Source organism: Fuerstiella marisgermanici, assembly GCF_001983935.1.
GTDB lineage: Bacteria > Planctomycetota > Planctomycetia > Planctomycetales > Planctomycetaceae > Fuerstiella > Fuerstiella marisgermanici.
This window is the reverse complement of the sequence record NZ_CP017641.1, coordinates 8,534,761-8,556,455: the sequence shown is the minus strand read 5'-3', so window position 1 is coordinate 8,556,455 and position 21,695 is coordinate 8,534,761. Positions and strand designations below refer to the sequence as shown.

Genomic DNA, 21,695 nt, shown 5'->3' with positions numbered 1-21,695 from the left:
TTCGAGTGTGGCCGGGGCTGGACTGAGTGAAGTGAATGAACCCGCGGGGCTTCATTCGTTCCTCGCTCCAACCACTGCCACACACCTCGCTCCCAATCCCACCTCGATCACCAGCGCAGCTCACTTCTATTTTCGCCCAGTGGCGTTTTTGAGCTGGGGCAACTGCGAATGGCAGGCAATCTACAGCAGGTGATTTTTCCACAACGACAGCAACGTCGGCTGTCAGCAAACACCAGAACGCTGACAGTAAACGTCCTGCCGTTCGTCGTACACAACGTTTTAACACCGACGCCAATTACCGTACAACAGTACGTCTCGAGACACGCAGCTTGGTTTCTCGCAGAAAGAAAATCCGCAGAAAAACGACCATTCGGTTGTTTCCCGCTTGTGAAAGGAAACTGCGATCGCATGGACACTGTTGCGGTTTGTTTAGACAATATCGAAACAGATGATTCCAGCGGACGATAGCGCCTTCGTACGATCACACAGGATCACGACACGTGAACATTAAACTCGCTGATGGCACCATGCACACGGTACAACACAACATGCAAAGTACATTTGACGCACCTGCCGATCGATCCACGCTGTACCGCTATCTGGGAGCTCACCTGGTAGACGGCGGTGTACGTTTCGCCGTCTGGGCGCCCAATGCCACTGAGGTGTCCGTCGTCAGCGATGGCAATGGCTGGACTCATGGTCGCGACTGCTTGACGGGCAGCAGCTCAGGCGTGTGGTCGGGCGTTGTGAAGGGAGCCATCCCGGGGACTCGTTACAAGTATTCCATCAAAACAACCCACGGCCAGATCATCGAGAAAGCGGATCCATACGCCTTCTATGCCGAAATGCGGCCTGGCACGGCGTCTGTCATTTGGAGCCTCCGTGACTTTCAGTGGAACGATTCGGAATGGATTCAGAAGCGAGACAACACCAACTGGCTGGAAGCGCCCGTGTCGGCGTACGAAGTTCATCCGGGGTCATGGAAGTGTCCGAGCGACGGCCGACGGTTCCATAACTATCGCGAGCTGGCTCATTTGCTGACCGAATACATTCTGGAGACCGGTTATACTCACGTCCAACTGATGCCAATCACGGAACACCCGTTTGATGGTTCGTGGGGTTACCAAACGACTGGCTACTTCGCGCCGACCAGCCGCTTTGGCAAGCCACAGGACTTCCAGTATTTCGTCAACTATCTGCATCAGCACGGCATCGGTGTTTTGCTGGACTGGGTGCCTGGCCACTTCCCCACAGACGGTCACGGCCTGGCTCAGTTCGATGGCACTCATCTGTTTGAACACGCCGATCCGCGCCAAGGGTATCATCCGGATTGGAACACGCTGATCTTCAACTATGGTCGCCGCGAGGTCACTGAATTCCTGCTGTCCAGCGCTCGATTCTGGTGTGACGTCTACCATCTTGACGGCTTGCGAGTCGACGCAGTCGCTTCGATGCTGTACCTCGACTACTCGCGAGAATCGAACGACTGGATCCCCAACCGGCACGGTGGTCGCGAAAACCTCGAAGCCATCGATTTCCTTCGCGACTTCAATACGGTTCTGCATGCTGAATTCCCAGGCATCATGACGGTGGCCGAAGAATCCACCGCGTGGCCAGGCGTGTCCCGACCGGTGTACAGCGGCGGACTTGGTTTCACAATGAAGTGGGACATGGGCTGGATGAACGACACGCTGCGGTTTATGCGGCGAGATCCTGTGCACCGCACGTGGCATCTAAACGACCTGACGTTCCGCGGTGTTTACGCGTTCAGTGAGAATTTCATGCTGCCGCTGTCGCATGACGAAGTTGTGCACGGCAAAAAATCATTGCTGGATCAGATGTCGGGCGATGAGTGGCAGAAGTTCGCCAACCTAAGACTGCTGTACGGCTACCAGTTTGCGACGTCTGGTAAGAAGTTGCAGTTTATGGGTGACGAGATCGCTCAGTGGGACGAATGGAACCACGACGGCGAAATCGACTGGGTTCTTAGAGGGTTTGATACTCACGAAGGCGTGCGAAAACTTGTCTGCGATCTGAACCGAATGTATCGCGAATACCCGGCTCTTCATGCCAGCGATACTCGTGCCGATGGATTTACGTGGGTAGTCGGCGACGACACGACAAACTGCGTGCTGGCGTTTATTCGCCAGACCGTCGACAAGTCTCAGCAGATTTTGGCCATCGCCAATCTCACGCCTGCGCCGCGAGCCAGCTATCGCATCGGCGTTCCGGCGGCGGGGTTCTACAAAGAGATTCTGAATTCCGATGCAGAGTGGTACGGCGGTTCTGGTCAAGGCAATATCGGCGGCGTGAAAAGCGAAGCGAAGGAAGCACACGGTTACAAGAACAGCATCGAAATCGGCCTGCCTCCGTTAAGCATGTCAATCTTTCTGTGCGAGCCCGCGCCTGCGAAACCCACAGCCCCGCCGAAGGCTGCGGCAGCAACACCACCGAAGTTAAAGTAGGCGGTCCCGCATTTCTGCCGGACGATTGATGCCAACCTACGTCACGGGATAAGGCTGCTTCAGGCGGTAAGACTCATTCTGCTTTAGCCAGGCTTCGATGCGATCGCCCTGGCTGACGGCCTGCGGTATGAAATCGAGTGCCTGCTGAATTCGGTCATCGGGTTCAGCGCAGCTAAATCTCAGGAAACCAGCCCCTGCATCACCGAAGCATTCGCCACCAAGACACGCGATGCCAAAATTATCGTCTGCGCCTTCCAGCAGGTACAGAGCCAGTCCGTGACTGGTGAGCCCCAATCGATTGCACAGGCCGGCGACGTCGGTGAACACGTAAAAAGTACCGGTCGGTTCCAGCGTCCGAAAGCCTTCAAGTTTGTTCAGACCGTTGGTGAGTAGTTCCACCTTGGCGTGGAACTTCTTCATTACGTCGTCACGTTCAGTAGCAGCATTTTCCAAAGCCGCTTTTCCAGCCAGCTGGACCAGCGGCGGCGTGCAGGACACCGAAGTGTTAATCATCAGGCTTATAGACTTGATGATTTCCGGCGACGATACGCAGAAGCCCAGCCTCCAGCCGCTCATGCTGTACGACTTACTGAAAGTGTACGCCGCCACACATTGATCCAGCATGCCCGGCTGAGCAGCCAGCGAATGATGGCGTCCATTCCACACCATGTGGCAATACGGTTCGTCGCTGAGGACCGCGATGTCTTTTCCGCGAATCAAGTCCGCGATCGCCTTGAGGTCGTCTTCGGTTGTTACACCACCAGTGGGATTGTGCGGTGAGTTCAGAAAGATGGCTTTTGGCGACGGATCGTTATTCAAAAAGTCTTCGATGTCTGTCAGCTGCGGGCGAAACTGATTGGCCTGAGTCAGCGGCTTGAGCACCATCCTTGCCCCTCGCCGATAGATATTCGGCGGGTAGGTAGGAAAGTGAGGACTGAAGACCAGGACGCCGTCATCAGGTTGTAGGAAGGCTTCGCAGAAAAACTGTTCGAAGATTTTGGCCCCCGGACCGACAGCGATGTTCTCCATCTCTGCCGGAATACCAAATTCGTCGTTCACAAACTTTGCCGCAGCCTTGCGGAATTCCGGAAGGCCGGGCGACGGACAGTAGTGCGACACATTGTCTTCAATCGCCTGCAACCCGGCCGCGATGGCGGGCTGAGGACTGTTGAAGGGGCTGTCGCCAATCTCCAGTTCCACCACATCTTTCCCGCGTGCCTTCAATTGCTTGGCGATCGCGAGCACGGTGAACGCAGATTCAGCGGTGAGTGACTTGGCAAAGCTACTGAACGTGGCAGTCATGGGCACAGTTGAAATTCAGGACGATGGCGTAAGACATATACGCCACGCAGCATATGCTACTTCGTAGCAGGAGCAAACGTCGCAAGCTCCTTCCCGTCTTTCCCGTTCCAAACTCTCAGGATACCGTCTTCGCACCCGGCAGCCACCAAAGAACCATCAGCCGTGGTGGCCGAACAGTAAACGTAGTCCGGGCACCCCTTGAACTCTCGAACGGCACCACCATTGGCTGCTCGATGACGGAACACTCGCTTGTCACCGCTGCAACTGATGAATTCGTCTTCCATGCCGATGAAATCAAGCGACGTCACCGGCTTGGAATAAGTGGTGATCGTGCGAGTCTGCTCACCGGTTTCCGCGTTCCAGACTTTGATGGCATTGTCGGCACCGGCGCTGGCCAGCGTTGTGCCGTCGCCTTTCCAACTGACATCCATCACGTGATGCGTGTGGCCTTCATAGCTGCGAACGTGTTCGCCCGACGCGATGTCAAAGACCTTTACGAACTTGTCAGCTGCTGCAGACGCCAGATACTTCCCGTCGGCACTGAAGTCTAAACCGTAAACTGTGTCGCTGTGAGCGTCTTCGAAGGTACGGACCAGCTTGCCGTCGGCAACATTCCAAAGAGTCAGTTCGCCGCTGCGAGACGCTTCGCCACCGCCAGCGGCTAGCAACGCTCCGTCTGGCGAAAAGGCAAGCGTGAGTACTCGATCGACAAAGGCAGACGGCTTGCCGTCCCCCTGTGGCCCCAAAACCTTCGCCAGCTTCCATTGTGGAAACGCATTGATGCGAGCGACTTTTCCGTCCGCCTGCTGCATGACGAGTGCTTTGGCCGCACCGGCAACATTCACAGGTTGAGCGGCTTCAGGCAGACTTCCCGACAACAGATCGGTGGCGGCACCGTCTGCTGCATTCCACAGGCGAGTCGTCCCTGAACTGTCCACGGTGGCTACCAGTTCGTTAGCAACAAATGCAACCAACTGGGACGCCACAGTTTTCTTAGCTTCCTCTGTGGCAGCGGCGTGAGCGTCGGTTGCTGCCTTGGCTTCGGCCTCACCAGCGACCAGCAGCGTTTTACGTTCCGCGACCTTCGCTTCAGCTCGTTTGATGGCCTGCTCGGACAGCGTCTTGCTCTTTGTCGCAGATTCGACATCGCCTTCCGCCTTCGCCAACGCTTCCTTTGCCGCCGTTTCTGCTTTCTCGGCGGCTTCCAAAGCCTTCTTCAAAGCCTCGTCGTCCTTCTTGGCTTCCAATGCCTTCCTGGCTTCCGCTGTTTTAGCAACGGCTTCGTCCAGTTTCTTCTTTGGTTCAGCGACTGCTTCGGTCGTCTTTTTAATCTCCTCTTCGGCCTTCTTCAGAGATTCCTTCTGCTCAGTGACTCGCTTTTCATCTTCTGTGACCTGGCCTTTGACAACGGCCACTCGAGCGTCACGGACAGCTTTGTCTGCTGTGCGAGCGGCCAGTGTGCGTTGAGCAGACAAATCGGTGTTGAGAGTGGCCAGCAGCTTTCCGTCTTTCGCATTCCATAACTCAGCGACGCCGTCAGGACTGACGGTAGCAACTCGTTCTGCGTTCGGAGAAATCGCTGACGACACGTTCGGTGTGCCGGACTGAATGATAACTGCTGGCTGCAACGTGTCAGTTTTACGAAGCTCAACGGCGTTGCCTTCGACGCGACACATGAGCATCGGTTCAGCCAGTCGCAGTTGCTTGATGGCCCCTTTGTCCGACTTCAGTGGCTCGGCAGCTGCCAAAGTTTTCTTTTCTGCGTCTAAGGCCAGCGGGCGCAGACTGCCGTCCTCCTGCAACACAACCAGCTTGTTGCCTGCAGCGATGAAAGCGGCATCGACGGCCTTGCTACCGAGTGGTTCGCTGGCAGCGGCGATGGCGTTGTCGCTGCGATTCAGCAGCTTAACGGTGTCGGCGATGGCGACTGAAACCCACTGCTGCTCAGGGCCGTGAATACCAAGCAACGTTGCCGTGTCAGCCGCATGGCCGGAAAGTTCGTTGACGACTTGATTAGTAGCCAGATCGATGACTCGGATCACGCCGTCAGCCTGCTGTACAGCCGCCAGAGTTCCATCGGAACTGGTTACCATTGCTGACGTGGTGCTCGGCAAAGCGACCTGAACGGTTACATCCGAAGTGTCTCGCTCCCACAGTTTGACGACCTGGAATCCAGACGTGGCCAGCATCTGACCGTTCGGATGAAAGGCCATTGAATGCACGTAATCCAAATGAGCCATTTGAGATGGAGACTTCTTCTCCACCAACGCCGGGTCAACCAGCGACGTGACATTGTCCTTGACCAGCAGATCATAAATGCTGACCGTGCCAGCTCGACCAGCAGCAACAAATCGTCCGAATGGATCGGTATCGACTGCGTAGATGGCGGTAAGGTCGTTGTTGATTGGCTGCCACTGCATGTTGGCGGCGGACGTCGCAGATTCGCCAGCTTTCGCTCCTTCGATGATCCACTGCCGTAGAAGGCCAAGCTGTTCCGGCGTCAGTTTCTTCGCCTGCACCTGGTTCGGGTACGGCGGCATGAAGCTTTCTTCCTTCCGAGCCGCCACGTTGTACAGGTAACTTTCGTCAGGCTTGCCGGGCACGACAATTTCTCCGGACGAGCTGCCCTTAAGAATAGTCTCCGTGCCTTCAAGATTCAGATCGCCTTCGGTCTTCCCCTTGTTATGACAGGCGACACAGTTGGCCTGGAGAATCGGGGCAATGTCTTTGGCAAAATCCACAGGCCGGCCGAGTTTTACTTCGGCCGGGGTGATCGGTTTTTCTTCGTCCGCCCGGGAGGTTGCCTGCAAACTGAACACTGCGGAAACCGCAAAGGCGACCGCGACAAACTGGCGCCAGTTCGTCGCCGAGCGGGGCACGGCGGACCTGCTGGCAACACCAAACCGAAGCCCGAAGTTGGCGACGGAGGAGTCAAGTTTGCGGGCTGTATTATCTGAGTTCATGAACCTGTTCCGCAGTTTGATAACACCCCACTGGGGCGGGACGATTTGTCTGGGTCAATTCCCCGGGCCGATGCACGGGCTACGTACTGTTTTCGCTTCGCGGCTTTTCGCGACAAGAGCTATGCCGGACGTGCTACTCCGTCACCTTCAACGCCACTGGTACGTCAAAGTTTGCGACGTGCCCGTTGAATTCCGCCGTGGCCCGGATGACGGCGTTGGCAATATCGGCAGGCGTTGCGTCGCCAGCGGCTGTCAACTTGATCGTGGCTTCAGCCTGATCGGCCGGAATTTCGGCAGTCGTTGACGCGACAGAAGTGACACCGTCAGGCAAAGCCAAAGCCACTTTGACGGGACCAGCGAAATTATTCTTTCTGGTCAAAGTGACTTTCACATCGATGGACGCTCCCTTCTTGATCGCTCCACCACCCGGCACGGCCGCTGCCAGTTTTCCGGGAGTCGTATTCACATGCAATTGTACCGGCGTGGCAATGGTCCGTGCATTCAAATTCTTCGGTTTGGCGGCAGCTTCTGCCTTCTTAGCTGCCGCATCGGCCGCCGCCTTTGCGGCCGTGTGAACCTTTAACGCGGCTTCGGCAGCCGTGACCGCCGCGGTGGCTTTGGCAACGGCATCCTGATGAGTTTTCATGGCAGCGTTGGCGTCGGCGATTTGCTTCGTTTTGGCATCGACCAGCTTGGTTTTCTCTGCAATCTGAGCATTGATGCCGTTGATCTTTTCAACCAGAGCGACCACTGGTTTCGATGCTTCGGTGAGTGCCAACGTGGCGTCCTGCACAGCTTTGATGGCTGCATCCAGGTCTTCGTTTTCCGGGTTGGTGTTGGCCGCCGCTTTGTTCAGCTGCACCTGCAACGCCAGTAGCTGCTTTGAGGCCTCGGCTTTGCCAGCGATGGCAGTTTTCAGCTCGGTCTGCACTTTCGCTTGTTCGGCCTGAACCGCTTTCAAGTCTGTGTCATAGGTCTTAAGCATGGCGGCCAATTCGGTCACCTTTGCCTGACCTGCCGTGACGGCGGCTTTCGATGCATCAAGTGACTTCTGTTCGGCAGCCAGTTTTTCAGTAGCCGCAGCGACGTCGGCTTTGGCTCGTTCCAGCTGCCAGGGATTGCGGCTGTACGGTACAGCGGCGGTCGCATACATCAGCAGCGTGGCAGGACCGACGCCCGCGTTTTCTTTGAAGAAGAAACGTGCCACAGCTGAATCCTGGCCCTTTTCGATGGCGAGCTTTGGCACGTCGACGTTGCCCGGCTGGCCGACGAACGCGATGTCAACCTTCGCATCAAAACCGGCTCGGCGAGTTACCTTGACAGGAATCAGCAGTTGCTGGTCCTGAGTCACCGTGGCTTCGGCGATCGCCGGTTCGATTGTGAATGGCTCTTCGTCCTTCATTACGCTGACCAGCAGCGATCCGGTAACGCGAGCAGTTCGAGGAAGCCCGTTCGCTCCGACGTGGACAAGTGTCGTGATCTTCGCAGTATGCTCGATTGTTTTTTCAGCGCCGGTCGACGTACCGACGATTTTTACAGGAGCGAAGATTTCTCCCACCGCCGCAGCAGCCGTGAACACCAGCATCGTGGAGGACTGGCCGGCCGAGATTTTCGCGGGAGCCGCTGTGATTCCTTCTGGTAGTCCTTCCACTTGCAACGTGATGTCTGCATTGTGGCCGCCGCTTCGATACGCATAAACCGGAACTTCGTACGTGCCCCCTTTGCGAAGACTGATGGCTCCGGTGGTTGGCGGAGCTTTGCCATCGGCAGACGGAAGCGATTCGAATACGACCACTTCAAAGTCGGGTGTTGGTTTGGTAATCGAAACTGTGTACGTCAGCGCCGGGTTGCCTCGCGATGCGGCGTAGCGATCTCTGATTCGCACCTGGTAAAGTCCGTCTTCCGGAGCGGTCAGTAGAAACGACGGATCGCTGGTTAACGTCGGCAAGTTGGCCCCGCCCGGATTCTGCTTGTTGTCTTCTTCCCGAGCCAGGCGTTTGGCTGTTTCGGTCTTATCTTCGGCGACGGTGATTTGTTCGACAACCAGCAGTGGATCGGAGTTGTTTCCCAAGCGGTGAGCCAGGACGTCGATCTGCCACTGTTCGCCTTTTTTCGCCTCAAAGCGGTATGCGTCTTCATCCAGCTCCGCAGCAAAGCTGCCCGCGATAGCAGTCGGAAGCGAAACGGACTGTGCCCCCTCAGCGACTTCTGCTTCGATGATCGTCGCCACAGCTTCGGAACGGACAGCCAGAGGTACCAGGTTCCCGTCGATGCCGGACCAGAGGACGCTGTCGATACTTGTCGCCGAAGAATCAGTGCCGACGCCGCGTTGTTTCGCATCAAGCGTTTTGATGGTAACTTCCTTCTTCAGCAGCGGGGCTCCGTCCAATGTCAGTTCCGTCGGCTGTCCGTCGGGAATGTGACGTCCGAATACGGTTACGTTCACGTCTGCCGCGGCCTGCACAATCTGCGGTTGAACGAAGTCGACCAGAGGACGAGTATCAATGCTGATCCGATAACCATAATCATTGCTGCCGCCGTAGACGGTGTCGTGGATCTTCAGCAGCAGGGATTGGTCTTTGGCGCTGGTGTGCACGATCACGGCATCCTGCTGTTTGCGACGCCGTGAATGAGCAACGCGGTTGCCTTCGTCATCAAACAGTTCCAGCACTGGCTGCATCAGCGAATCCAGCACGGCGGCTTCGGAACGAATCACGATCGTTTGCCCCGCTTTGGCACTGACCTTAAACACGTCAACATCGGCTGCGCCGTTGGATCGCGCGTTAACGATGGTGTTGATCGCGATTTCCTGAGCCTGCGCATCCGCGTTGTTGGGTTCCTTTTCCTGAACTTCAGGCAGCGTGTCGACTCGAAAGATGCGCGGGTTGCTAATGCCAAACAGGCCACGAGTTCGCACATCGTACAGGCCGGGTTCAATGGCCGAACCAACCGAAACAGTAAACTGATTCGCAATCGGATTGCCGTTGCCGTCGAGCTTGGCAGTGGCCTTGAGACCGGGATGGTTGAAAACCAGCTCGCTGGCTTCGTCGAGGTCAGTGCCCGCCGTGACAGTGACGTCGGTAGTCGTGCCGCGTTGAGCTCCCGCCGGAAAGACGCTGGTAATGCGAATTTGCGGCAGTTGTGCGTGGGCAGTGGCAGTCAGAAGCAGGGCAAGGGCGACGTATTTCATGGTAGCCTGACACTCCAGAGTCGAACGTAATCGACTTGGTGGTAAGTGAAATCTGAATGGTGTTGTTTGGCAAGCGTGAACGGCAGCGTTCAGCGAGTGGGGCTGGAATCGGTGGGAGCCAGGGATGGCGAGGTGGGGCGGGAACTCAGGCGCGCACGCGCTTGGCTCAGACGAGCCAAGCGATTTCGTGCAACGGTACGATTAGTGATTGAACAGAAATTCTTTCGTGTTAATAAGCGCCCAAAGAATGTCTTCGTACGCAATGCGTGGGTTATCTTTGTGACGCTCAATGTACGAGGTTGCGACCTCTAGTTCGTCCGGTCGTGGGTTCCTGGCAAAGACCACCTGATACAGTTCGGTCATTCGTTCGGTGTGCGGACGCGTGGTTTCTGCAGCCAGCTTGGCGGCTCGCGCTTCATTTTTGGAGATCTTGTCCTGCACTTCTTTACTGTTTAGCAGGTGCAGACTTTGTGCGAGATTGGCGTCCTGGCTTCGTTCACACTCGCAGGCCGTGTCGCCCTGAGGCATGCCGAACACTTTCAGAAAATATGGCCCTGTCGACGTGTCCGCCAACTGAATCGCTCTGGTACCGACTGGCATGCCGCTGAAGTTTTCTGACGTCATCGTCACCATGTGGAACCCGTCGTACAGAGCTTCGGCGCTGAGGCGACGAGGGTAATAGCGACTGAAGTTTTGTTTGTCGCTGGCATTGTATTCGTTCGGCAGCGAACTCAACTGATAAGTCTTGGACCGACAAATTGTGCGGACCAGATCCTTCAGGTCGAAACCGCTCGCGATGAAACGATCGGCCAGACCATCCAGCAATTCCGGATTCGACGGCGGGTTGGTTTCTCGCATATCGTCTTCCGGTTCGACGATGCCTCGATTAAAGAAGTGCTTCCAATAGCGGTTCACGAGTGACTTCGCGAAGAATGGATTCTTCGGGTCGCTCATCCAATCCGCCAGTTGAACACGAGGATCGGCTTCAGCTGGAATATCCAGCGGAGCAGAACCCAAACCGGCTGGCTTCAGGGCTGCGCCGGAACGAGGATTCTTTGCAGTGGCGACGCCTTCGTTGTGGAAAATCTGGCGATCGCGGAAGCCTGCGGCGACGCCGGGAATCGCCTTCTTACCAACTCGGTTGTAGAACGCAGCCAGACTGTAGTAATCGTTCTGACTCCACTTTTCGAATGGGTGGTGATGGCACCGTGCACACTGAATGCGGATGCCCAAAAACAGCTGAGCCGTGTCTTCCACTTGCTCTTCGACCTGATCGACTTCGCGATACCAGTTCACGGCCGGGTTCACCAGGGGCTCACCGCTGGCGGTGATGATTTCGCGGACGAATCGGTCGTACGGTTTGTTCTCGTAAATGCTGTCCCACACCCACTGATGGAACAGGTGCGTGCCCGCCGTGTCTTCGCCTTTGGACTTCTTGTTGCGAAGAATAAAGTTCCACTTGTTTGAGAAGTGGTCGGCGTACTCGCTGCTGTCGACGAGTTCATCAATCAGCTTATCACGCTTAGCCGGATCGGTACTGGCCAGGAATTCACGAACTTTCGCGTCACTTGGCAGAGTTCCGGTGACGTCCAACGAAACTCGTCGCAGGAAAGTGGCATCGTCAGCCACTTTCGACGGGGGAATGCCCAGCAGCTTCAATTTTCCGAAGACCGCGTTGTCGACCAGGTTGACTGGTTCGGGCATTTCAGACGTATCGGCACCCAAAGGGATGGTGGCTCGGAAGGTACTGACCTGTCCCTGATAGCGAGCCATGATGGCGACTTCACCGGCCAATTCGAGCGTTGTGACAAGTCCCGTCTCGCTGCATTCGGCCATTTCCGTGTCGTTAGGTTCGTACAACGCCATTCGAGTGACGTCCTCGGTTGTGCCGTCACTGTAAGTGGCGATGACGCTGATTTGTTGATTGGTGCTCTGCGTCATGACTCGAGCTTTAGGGTAGCATTGAATCGCCGTCACGTGCGGTGCATCGGGGGCACCGAAAGGCATGCCCTGTTCGATCCAGCTCACTAGCGTTCGGTATTCGTAGCTGTCGGTTCCCATGCGTTTGCCGCCGCCGTGAGGAGCCATGCCAGTGGCTTTAGTCAGCAGCAGGCTGCGTTCTGGAGCGGCCGGGAAGATTCGGCGGCCCCGTGATTCTTTGCGAAGGAATTCGTAATCGTCTTCCGGGTAAAACCCCAGCAACGACAGCTGGAATCCGTTCTGGCCACCCGACTTGCCGTGACAGCCACCGCCGTTGCAGCCCAGTTTACTAAACACGGGTACGACCTTGTTGCCGAAGTTAATGGGCAAAGGCGTGGTGAACCCGGTGACATTGACTTTCACTTCGCAGGACTGGTCGTTGCGAGTCGCTTTGATGACGGCATCGCCGTCGGCGATCGGAGTGACCAGGCCGGTTTCATCGATTCGCAGTACACCTTCAGGATGGACGCTGTAGGCGACGTCGCGAGTAATGTCGACTTCACCGCCTTCGCTGGTGAATGTCACATAAAGCTGCTGGCGAGTATCGCGGCTGCGAATCTGCACAACACCCGATTCTTCGACGGGGCCAAACGACAAAGACGGCTTGGCGGCGTGTGCGGGACCGGCAGCGAAAAAGGCGCACAACAAAATACAGGTGGTGAGCATCTTCATGAATGCGACTCCGGGTGGGAAAGTGTCGACGTCGTGCCGAAACTGGTGGGCGGGGTGGTGGGTGAGAGAGATTGAGCACTCTCTGTTACCAAGCGTATTTGCTGGGCGGGCTGAGTCAAGACACTGGCGGGGACATCTGGGGGTGGAAAGGAAAGTGCTTCAAAAACGTGGCAATCTGGATTGACTTTTCCGGAAAATTGTGTGCGTTTCGAGGCGATTGGCGAGCGGGTGTTGTTGATTGGAAGGAAGGGCGTAGAATCCTATAGCTCGACTCTTCAGCGTCGAGACACAAAGCAATAACGGAAACACAACATGCCATTCAAGAAAATTGACAACGCAGTTCAGGCACTCAAGCAGGGCCGCATGATCATCGTGGTCGATGACGAAGATCGCGAAAACGAAGGCGACTTCGTCTGCGCGGCAGAAACCGTGACGCCCGAACAGGTCGATTTCATGCTGAAAATCGGCCGCGGCACCATGTGCGTACCGATGTCGGTCGAAGAAGCCGAACGACTCCGTCTGAAACCCGTCATTGACGACAGCCACAACACCGCACCGCATAAGACGGCCTTTTTGACGACCGTCGATCACCTAAACGCGGGCACCGGGGTCAGCGCAGACAATCGCGCCTGCACCATTCGTGAACTGGCGAACCCAAACGCTACTGCGGACGATTTCGTAAAACCGGGGCATATGTCACCGCTGATGGCGATGGACGGCGGCGTGCTGCGACGCGCAGGGCACACTGAAGCAACAGTCGACCTGATGCGGATGGCGGGCATGCGGCCGGTGGGAACGCTTATCGAAATCTGCAGCCAGCGCGGTCACGGAATGGCCGACATGGCCGAACTGGAAGAAATCAGCGCGGAATACGACATCCCGATTATCTCAATCGAAGAACTAATCAAGTATCGCCGTCTTCGAGAACAACTTGTCAGCCGCGCCGTCGAAGTGCAGATCCCAACAAAGAATTTCGGCACTCCAACAATGATCGGCTACCAGGTCGCTCACGAAAATCAGGAGCCCATGGCGATGGTGTGGGGCGATCTGACAAAAGTGGACGCTCCACTGGTCCGCATGCATTCTTCATGCTTCACGGGCGATGTCGTCGATTCGTTGCGCTGTGACTGCGGCGACCAGTTGCATATGGCGATGCAGATGATTCATAGCGAAGCCGCTGGAGCCGTCGTGTATCTGCCCCAGGAAGGCCGCGGCATTGGCTTGTTGGCCAAGCTGAAAGCTTACAAGCTGCAGGATGAAGGTCTGGATACTGTCGAAGCCAACCACAAACTGGGCTTCAAAGCGGATATGCGAGACTACATGGTGGGCCTGCAGATCCTGAAGGACCTGGGACTGACCAAAGTGAGACTGCTCACCAACAACCCCAAGAAAACAGAATCCTTTGTGTATTCCGGAGTCGACCTGGAAGTGGTCGAGCAGGTGCCAATTGTCGCACCGCCGCACGCCTGCCGCAGCACCTACATGGCGACGAAGAAAGAAAAGATGGGACACCTGCTGCCCGAAGATTCGTAAGTGTCAACCTGCTCTTTGGCCGAATTCAAACGATTGATTTGAGCGAATCGGACGGGATCCTCCGCGCGTGCAGTGAGGCGAGTTTCAAACCACGGAAGACACAGAAAACACGGAATTGCCCGCCATATCTTGCTTCCGCATGGTTGGCGTCGTCCGTGGTTTGACTTTGGAACGATGGCCAAACAAACCAGCGCACAACAGAGAACGAAGTCACAAAAAAGAAGCCCGGCTTTCTCGGAAAGCCGGGCTTCTGTCAAAATTGGCTACTGAATCGAACAGGCTTCTATTCGATATCGTATTCTTCAGTGAGCGCTGCCAGGGCGTCCGTGACTTCTTTGTCGCCCATACCGCCATCGCGGACGATTTCAGCCGACGCTTCGTTATTCCCGGTCAACTCTTTCGCCGTCGCACTGATGCGGCCTGAGCTGTCGTAGGAATAAGTGATCTCAATCGGTGCCCCTTTGGGCAGGCTTTCCGGAAGGTTGTAAACGCGGAAGTCACCGATCTGTTCGCATGCGGCCGGATCAGCCGCATCACCTTCGAGAATTTCCACGTGAACTCGCTGCTGGCCCGCCACATTCGTTCCAAACCGCTGATGGACACTGTGTGGCACGGGCGTGTTTTTGGGGATCATGATGTGGTTAATCTTGCGACTCTTGTCGCTGGGATCACTAACCTTAATCCCCAGCGAATGTGAGTTCACGTCACTGGTTTTTACAGTATTCAAACGTCTGCGGACGGCATCGGTGACGTGGTCTGTGTTGCCACTTCGAGCCTGCAGAATCGCCGCATGAATCGCGGCACCTTCGGCGACTGCTCGTTCCGGCATAAGATCGCGGTTAGGTTCGCGGCCGGTGACTTCCAACAGCATCTGTTCGACCACTGGCATCAAAGTTGAACCGCCGACCAGCACAACTTCGTCCAGCATACCGGCTTTCACGCCTGCCTGCTGCATCACCAGTTCTGCAGTGTCCTTGGTCCGCTGCAACAGGTCGGCCGTCATACGTTCGAATTCGGCTCGCGTCAAAGAAACGGTAAGCGTCTTGCCCTTGTAGTACACGCTAACCGGAACCTGTGACTTATCGCTAAGGTCGCGTTTTACGTCTTCCGACTCCTGATTGAACGCCATCATGGCTTCCGGATCCTGAGACGGGTCTTCGCCGTACTTCTGCTTGAACTGCTCGACCAGATGATCCGTCAGACGGCGGCTCCAGTCGAGACCACCCAACATCACGTCACCGTCAGTCGCAAGTACTCGAAAGCTGGTCGGCGTGTAGCGAACGATGGTCACGTCGAACGTACCGCCCCCGAGGTCGTAGACCAGAATTGTCTTTTCGTCGGACTTCAGGTCTGTTCGTCCGAGTTCACCTTGCTGCCACGCGTACGCCAGCGTCGCGGCCGTAGGTTCGTTGATGATGTCAATCACATTCAAGCCTGCAATTCGACCGGCATCCTGCGTGGCTTTGCGGCGAACGTCGTTGAAGTAATAGGGAACGGTGATGACGGCGTTGGAAATCGGGCCAATCACTTTTTCCGCATCCTGCTTCATCTTCTTCAGGATCAGAGCAGAAACAAACTCAGGAGTCAGCTTCTTGTTCTGGTAGATGACGTGATAATCTTTGTTGCCCATTTCTCGCTTAATCGCCTCGACAATCTGATCGGGCGACGCGACGGAAATACGCTCAAATGATGGCCCTACGACAACTCGGTCATCGTCCAGCAGCACGACAGAGGGTGTGATTGTGCGACCATCGGCGTTTGGCGCAAGAGTGGGGTCACCATTGTCGTCGAGATACGCAATGGCCGAATATGTTGTGCCGAGGTCAATTCCAACCGTTCTTCCGTCAAGAAATTTCATTTGCTGGCCTTCGTTCGTTTCAGATCAGTCAGTGATGGGACAGGTCTTTTTCACTCAACCCCGTAGAATGGGTGCTTTAGCACGCCGCGCGAGAGGCGCGGGCGTCATTCTGGCCATCAAACGACGGTGTTGCAAGCAGACGAAACGTGGGAAACGCTGCGGAACTGGTTTTTTCACAACCAGACGCCGACTGTCCGGCTCATCACGACTGGCAGCAAGGATTCGCTTGTGGATGCCGCCGATGGCCCACGTCACGGCATCGTCCGTACCGGTCGGAGGCCCAATAAATTGCCAATCCGATCGCTGGGGGGACTTTGAGCTCGGTTCGCAGAGCGAATGTTGACGGGAAGCAGATAGAAGCTGCCGCCTCGCACAACTCGATTCCGGTCGGCTGAGATCACTGCGCCACCGTCCGATGGAAGCTCATCCAATCCTTCTTCGTTCTCACCTTCTGCGGCCGTGTCGGCTGATGACTCGGCGTTTCCTGCCACCCCATTGGGAGCAACCGCTTCAGCGTAAGGGCTTCCGGGGTAGGGGCGAAATTCATCAAAACACCATTCAAAGGCATTGCCGTGCATATCAAACAGACCGAAGTCGTTCGGTTTCAGGCTGGCAACCGGCCACGTGTGGTTTTCGCCATTTGTCTGGAACCAGGCGTAATTCTGCAACAAAGGATCGGACGAACCGTAGCAGCGACTGGTGACGGCTCCGGCGCGGCAGGCGTACTCCCATTCGGCTTCCGTAGGCAAGCGGTATCCGGTTAAGCTCAGGTGATCCTCCTTCGCCGTCATGCCAGGGCCGTACTGGAATTTCTTATTCGGTTCGTAACACCATTGGCTGCGCGGAATTCCGTCTCGCTGACTTAGCCAATTGCAATATCGAGCCGCCTCAAACCATGTCACGCCAACGATCGGCGAATCGTCCGTTCTTACAAACGGCGGCAAACTGGGGTCATCGGGCGACCAAATCGAAACAGCTTTCGCAAACTTCCGCCATTCGGCTTTCGTGATTTCCTTTGTGGCCATCGCAAACGGCCGCACAATTTCCTGAGGATGCTGCAACTCATTCGGCTCGCGCCCGGCTTCTGTATCAGGTGACCCCATGTGGAAGTGATCGGGCTCTATTACCGTATAGGATTGGCTCAAACTGTTCACAAACCACTGTTTCGGACGGTCTGCGGACTGACGGCGTTGCGGTTCGTTCTGTTCCAGATCCTGCGTCATCTGCTGCAGACTTTCGAACTGCTGCCAACGGCGCAGCAGCCATTCAACTGCACTGTGCAAGCCTGCGTCTGGATCGTTCTGATAAACGTCCGCCAGCTGTTCAATGTATTCCACGCGGGCAGCACCGCTGATTTGTGCCTCGGAGAATTCACCGAGGGCTAACACCAGAGCCCTCTTCACCGACACGTCGTCTTCCGATCCCAGACGCGCCACCAGCAGAGCTGGATCAACCGCCAGCGGACTCACGCGGTGAATGATCCTCGTCCGCAGGCCGGGGTCAGGGCTGTGAGCCAGCAGCGGCCAAACTCGGTCGGGCGAATCCATCTTCAGCAGCATGATGGCCGCGTTAACAGGGCGGCGCAGCAACAGTTCGCGGTCGTCGGCTTCTGGCGAAGGCCCACCAGAACGACCTGTCGTCTTAGATCGCGATGAATCAAGTTCGGTATGAGCCAGCTTTATCGCTTCGTCTTTACATTCCAGAAGCCGGTCGAACAGAATCGGGAACTGACTTTCCTCAGCGTCCGCCAATAAGTCGAACAGCCCGGCCGGCTGATCGTGCAAATATTCCGCCAACGTGTTTGTCGCAAAAGCACGAACCTGGTCGCTGTTGGCGGGATTGCGAAAGATATCCCGCAGCGCCGACAGCAGGTCTTGCTTCACTGGCCGCAACGCTTCCAGCCACGGCTGGAGTTCGGACGGTAGCACTTCAGTAAGATGGTGAGCGACAAACTGCTGAATGCCGGGATCACCCCATTTCTTACTGCGGGCATCATATGTCGCCAACGCACACGCTGCACAAAAACGACGACGAGCGGCTAGTTCGCCGTCCTGCAGCGCGGTCCAATAGTCAGGGGCGAACTCCGCGCCATGATCAACCAACAAATCGCGCACCGGAGCAAACTGCATCGGCGTGACTGTTAATAGTCGTTCCTGAAGATATGGCTTTACGGACGAGTCCTCATCTGCCATCGCCAAAGCCGCGTGCAGCTTTTCGTTGGAAGCATCCGACGATTCTTTAAAGGCCGCCGTCAGATCATCACGCGCCCAATCCCGAAACGGCTGAAGGTTGTCGACGAAGCCAGCAACCTGCGCTGTATCCGCTTTCAGCAGGCCTTCCACCAGGCGAGTCGCTTCGGCGTCGTTTAATTCTTCCTGCTTTTGAGCGACCTGTTCCAGCCTCGCTCGTTCGACCGAATTTCTAATCGCGATGCCGCCAAAAATTGTGGATGCAATCACCGCTGTCACGACGGCCGTCCGAATGCCGTGCACCCAGCCAGCACTGCGCATCATCCTGCGTTCCGGCTCGGTCCACTTGCTCTTATCAGTAAACGCCCGAATACTCAGGTTCTCGCGCCAGTTCGGCAAGTACTGATGCTGCGGTCGGGCGTTCCAGATGACCGAACGTTCCGCCAGCCTGATTTCCGCGCGGCCTTTGTGAGTTTCTCGCTGCTTGCGAGTCAACCAGTCTCGCAGCGAAGGCACCAGATAGTCGTGCGTGAGCTGATAGTATTTCGGCCCCTTCGGTGGGCGTTCGGCAGACGTCGAAATCTTCGGCAGGTCCTCATCGATCTCCATGCCTTCAGGATCAGTTGGCGTGATCAGCCGAATTTCCCCGTCCAAAAGTCCGATCAGACCGCTGAAGTCCTGCGGGCGGCGTGCATACCCGCTGACTTCCTGTAGCTTGTCCAGCGACTTCATCTGGCCCTTGATGTCGGTGCCAGATTCCGGCAACAGCGATTTCAAAACAGCTCGAGCAGCTTTTTGGTGATAGCGATGATCAGGTGACGCAGCAGCTGAACTAAACGTCTCTTCCAAGAACGTTGCTCCCACGCCTTCGGTGCCGCCCATTTCTTTCAGCGTCGCAGCTGTCCACGGTTTCCCCTTCAGCATTTCGGCAAACAGAGCCAACCGAACGCAGATCACTTTTCCTCCCTGTGCCAGCCCGTCGACCGACTGTTTTAGAAACTGTTTTTGTTCCTTCGTCGTTTCGCGAACGTTTTCCGGCAGCTTTCCGAACGCTCGACCGAATGCCGCCAATACTTTTCTTGCGTGATCCAGATCAAACAGGTCCGTCAACGCGATGTTGTTGCCTTCCACGAGGCGAACTTCCAGTTCTCGCATGAACCGGCTGACCGCCAACCAGAAGTCATCTCGCACCATTAGAATGCACTGCACCTTGCCGCCATCACACTGCCGCAACGCCTGCATTAATTCGGTGTTGCGCTGTGAACTATTGGCGTGCAACCACTGTTCGAACTGGTCAACGACGATCAGGATTTTGCGTCCAAAATGAAGGTCGCTATTCTGCCGCAGGGCCATAAGAGATTCTTTTAGATTCAGGTTCTGTTCGAGCCCGGGACACCGTTTTCGTAAGCCATGCAGAATACGAGCTTCTGTTTGGTCAGGAGTCGCTTCGACGTACACCGCTGTGACATCCTCTGACAATCGTGGCAGCAATCCGGCTTTAATCAACGACGACTTGCCGCAGCCCGAGGGCCCGTAAATCAGGCCCACCGAAAACGTGTTGTCTGCGTCCAGTTCTTCGACTCGAGTGCGCCAGAACCGTAGTCCGTCCGGCTGCCCCAACCGATCCCGCGGACCGGGCAACAGGTCCAGAAAGAAGTCGGCGTCCTGAGCGTCAAACGAACGCAGCCCTTTCGGCACGACTCGGATAGGCGCACCACCAGCCGACGAGCCCGCACCAAGCGAAACCGTGGAACTTCGGCTACGAATTTGCGAACTCGAATGTGGCGTTAGCGGCGAACCATCTCCAAGCGGTGACTGCGTGCCGACCGCCGTGACTCCCATGTAGAACGCTTCCTGCTCTGTCGCGAACAGCCTTAATTCTGCGGCCAGGTCGTGAGCCGTCGAATAGCGATCGCTGGCCCGTTTGGCCATCGCTTTGCCGCAGATTCGCTCCAGTTCTTTGGGTAGTTTCTCATTGCACTGACGCAGCGGCCGCGGGTCATAGCTGGCGACTTGCGAAAGCAGTTCTTCCTGAGTGTCGCCCTTAAATGGTGCTCGCCCCGCCAGCATTTGATACAGGACAACGCCCAGACTAAAGATGTCGCTGCGGCCGTCAACACGATGCCCTTCACCCCGCGCCTGTTCAGGCGACATGTATGCCGGAGTCCCCGCGTACTTCGGCCCCTTGCCAACATCTTCTTCGCGCAACGCCAGACCGAAGTCCACAAGGTAAGGTCGCTCGTCCTCATCCAGCAAAATGTTGCCCGGTTTCACGTCACGATGCACCAGGCCCTTTTTGTGAGCGTAGTGCAAAGCATCAGCGACAGTGGCAACAAGCTCAACGGCTTTCAGATACGTAAACCGCCGTTCCTTCAATCGCGATGAAAGGTCGGTGCCCTTGATGTACTTTGAGACGATGTAATAAGGACAATCATCTTCACTGCCGATGTCGTGGACGGGCACGATGTGGGGATGGTCGAGACCAGCAACAGTGCGAGCTTCTTTCTTGTATGCTTCCGCGTCTTCCGGCCGGGAAACCAGATTGTGATGAGGCACCTTGATGGCCACTTCACGATCGAGTTGTTCGTCGTGTGCGAGATAAACGAGACCAAAGCCGCCTCGCCCAAGTACGTCGACGATGCGGTAGCGGCCGATCATCTGCGGCGATTCGCGGGGCGCATCCTGCCCCTCGGCGAGCGGATTCCCGCGTTCGTCCACTGTCACATCGAATTGATTCGGTTCGGTCATGATCGCTGCCGGGCTGCCCGTCGATCCCACGCAATACCCTGCATCTTCCATTCCTAAGGGGCAGCGTCCAGTCAATGTGCCGCAATTTCACAAACCTGACAGCAGTTGCCGGCGAAGCCACGGCTTTTCTAAAAAGCCAGCCTTCTATATTGTGATGGCCATTCACTCTGAAGAAACAGCTGTCCAAAAGTACAACACATGAAACTGCCGCCAGACGTGATCCGCTATGTAATTACGGGCCACGTCGTGATCACGTTCTTGATCAACATCGGTGTCAATGCAGTGGTTGGATTCGTAAGTTTCAGAGGTGCAGACAGCGTATCGACATGGGCCATTCAAAACGGAGCCGCTGCGGACACGATTGGAACGTGCTTTTTTCTACCGTTCATCACATGCCTGATTGCTACGCCAATTGTTCGCCATCAGCGCAAAAATGGTGCAGTGAGCGGCATTCCGATGGCCAAAATTCCGCACTGGCTACAAGCGTTCAACGGCTGGATTGTCGTACGAGCCTTCAAATTTGGCCTTTGCACACTGGCTCTGATGGCCGGACCGATTTACGGCGGTTATTGGTTACTGGCTGCGGACAGCATCGCCATAGCGTCGTTTTTAGCGTTCAAGACCTTATTCGCTGCGTCGCTCGGAATTTTGGTGACGCCATTGATTGCAATCCTGGAATTGGCGGGCCCTTCGGCTGATTCCGTCTGAATGGACGTTCCGAGAAACACCGCCCGCCGCCCGCTCGCAAAACACGCCTATAATCAGGATACTTCCCTGCAACGAAAACGAAGCAGG

The 21,695-nt window shown here is 56.1% G+C and carries 9 protein-coding genes; 3 read left to right on the top strand and 6 right to left on the bottom strand.

The features are described 5' to 3' along the window. Positions 1-548: 548 nt before the first annotated feature. Positions 549-2,465 carry a 1,4-alpha-glucan branching protein GlgB gene (gene glgB, locus Fuma_RS32375; protein ID WP_077027757.1) on the top strand — a complete coding sequence of 639 codons (1,917 nt, stop codon included), beginning with the start codon at positions 549-551 and terminating at the stop codon, positions 2,463-2,465. 36 nt (positions 2,466-2,501) lie between these two features. Here the strand turns inward: glgB and Fuma_RS32370 are convergent, their stop codons facing one another. From Fuma_RS32370 to Fuma_RS32355, 4 genes are all read right to left on the bottom strand, one after another. Beyond that, positions 2,502-3,767, bottom strand: a complete 1,266-nt coding sequence (locus Fuma_RS32370; RefSeq protein WP_077027756.1) for a pyridoxal phosphate-dependent aminotransferase — start codon at positions 3,765-3,767, stop codon at positions 2,502-2,504. A 56-nt stretch (positions 3,768-3,823) separates the two neighbouring features. Continuing rightward, positions 3,824-6,730: a WD40 domain-containing protein gene (locus Fuma_RS32365; protein WP_077027755.1), complete on the bottom strand. Its 2,907-nt coding sequence runs from the start codon at positions 6,728-6,730 to the stop codon at positions 3,824-3,826. 133 nt (positions 6,731-6,863) lie between these two features. Beyond that, positions 6,864-9,920, bottom strand: coding sequence for a hypothetical protein (locus tag Fuma_RS32360; protein ID WP_077027754.1), 3,057 nt, complete (start codon positions 9,918-9,920; stop codon positions 6,864-6,866). A 201-nt stretch (positions 9,921-10,121) separates the two neighbouring features. Further along, entirely contained in the window at positions 10,122-12,572 is a 2,451-nt protein-coding gene (locus Fuma_RS32355) for a DUF1553 domain-containing protein (protein WP_083732481.1), read from the bottom strand. Between the two features lie 312 nt (positions 12,573-12,884). Here Fuma_RS32355 and Fuma_RS32350 point away from each other — a divergent pair, with 312 nt between their 5' ends. After that, entirely contained in the window at positions 12,885-14,105 is a 1,221-nt protein-coding gene (locus tag Fuma_RS32350) for a bifunctional 3,4-dihydroxy-2-butanone-4-phosphate synthase/GTP cyclohydrolase II (RefSeq protein ID WP_077027753.1), read from the top strand. 283 nt (positions 14,106-14,388) lie between these two features. On the opposite strand, the gene Fuma_RS32345 is transcribed toward Fuma_RS32350, so the two are convergent. Both Fuma_RS32345 and Fuma_RS32340 read right to left on the bottom strand, forming a co-directional pair. Next, the gene (locus tag Fuma_RS32345; protein ID WP_077027752.1) at positions 14,389-15,963 is read right to left on the bottom strand and encodes an Hsp70 family protein; all 1,575 of its coding nucleotides are present in this window, start codon (positions 15,961-15,963) and stop codon (positions 14,389-14,391) included. Between the two features lie 251 nt (positions 15,964-16,214). Next, the gene (locus Fuma_RS32340; protein ID WP_158521205.1) at positions 16,215-20,900 is read right to left on the bottom strand and encodes a bifunctional serine/threonine-protein kinase/formylglycine-generating enzyme family protein; all 4,686 of its coding nucleotides are present in this window, start codon (positions 20,898-20,900) and stop codon (positions 16,215-16,217) included. Between the two features lie 198 nt (positions 20,901-21,098). Here Fuma_RS32340 and Fuma_RS32335 point away from each other — a divergent pair, with 198 nt between their 5' ends. Then, positions 21,099-21,608, top strand: a complete 510-nt coding sequence (locus Fuma_RS32335) for a hypothetical protein (protein ID WP_077027750.1) — start codon at positions 21,099-21,101, stop codon at positions 21,606-21,608. The last annotated feature ends 87 nt before the right edge of the window (positions 21,609-21,695 follow it).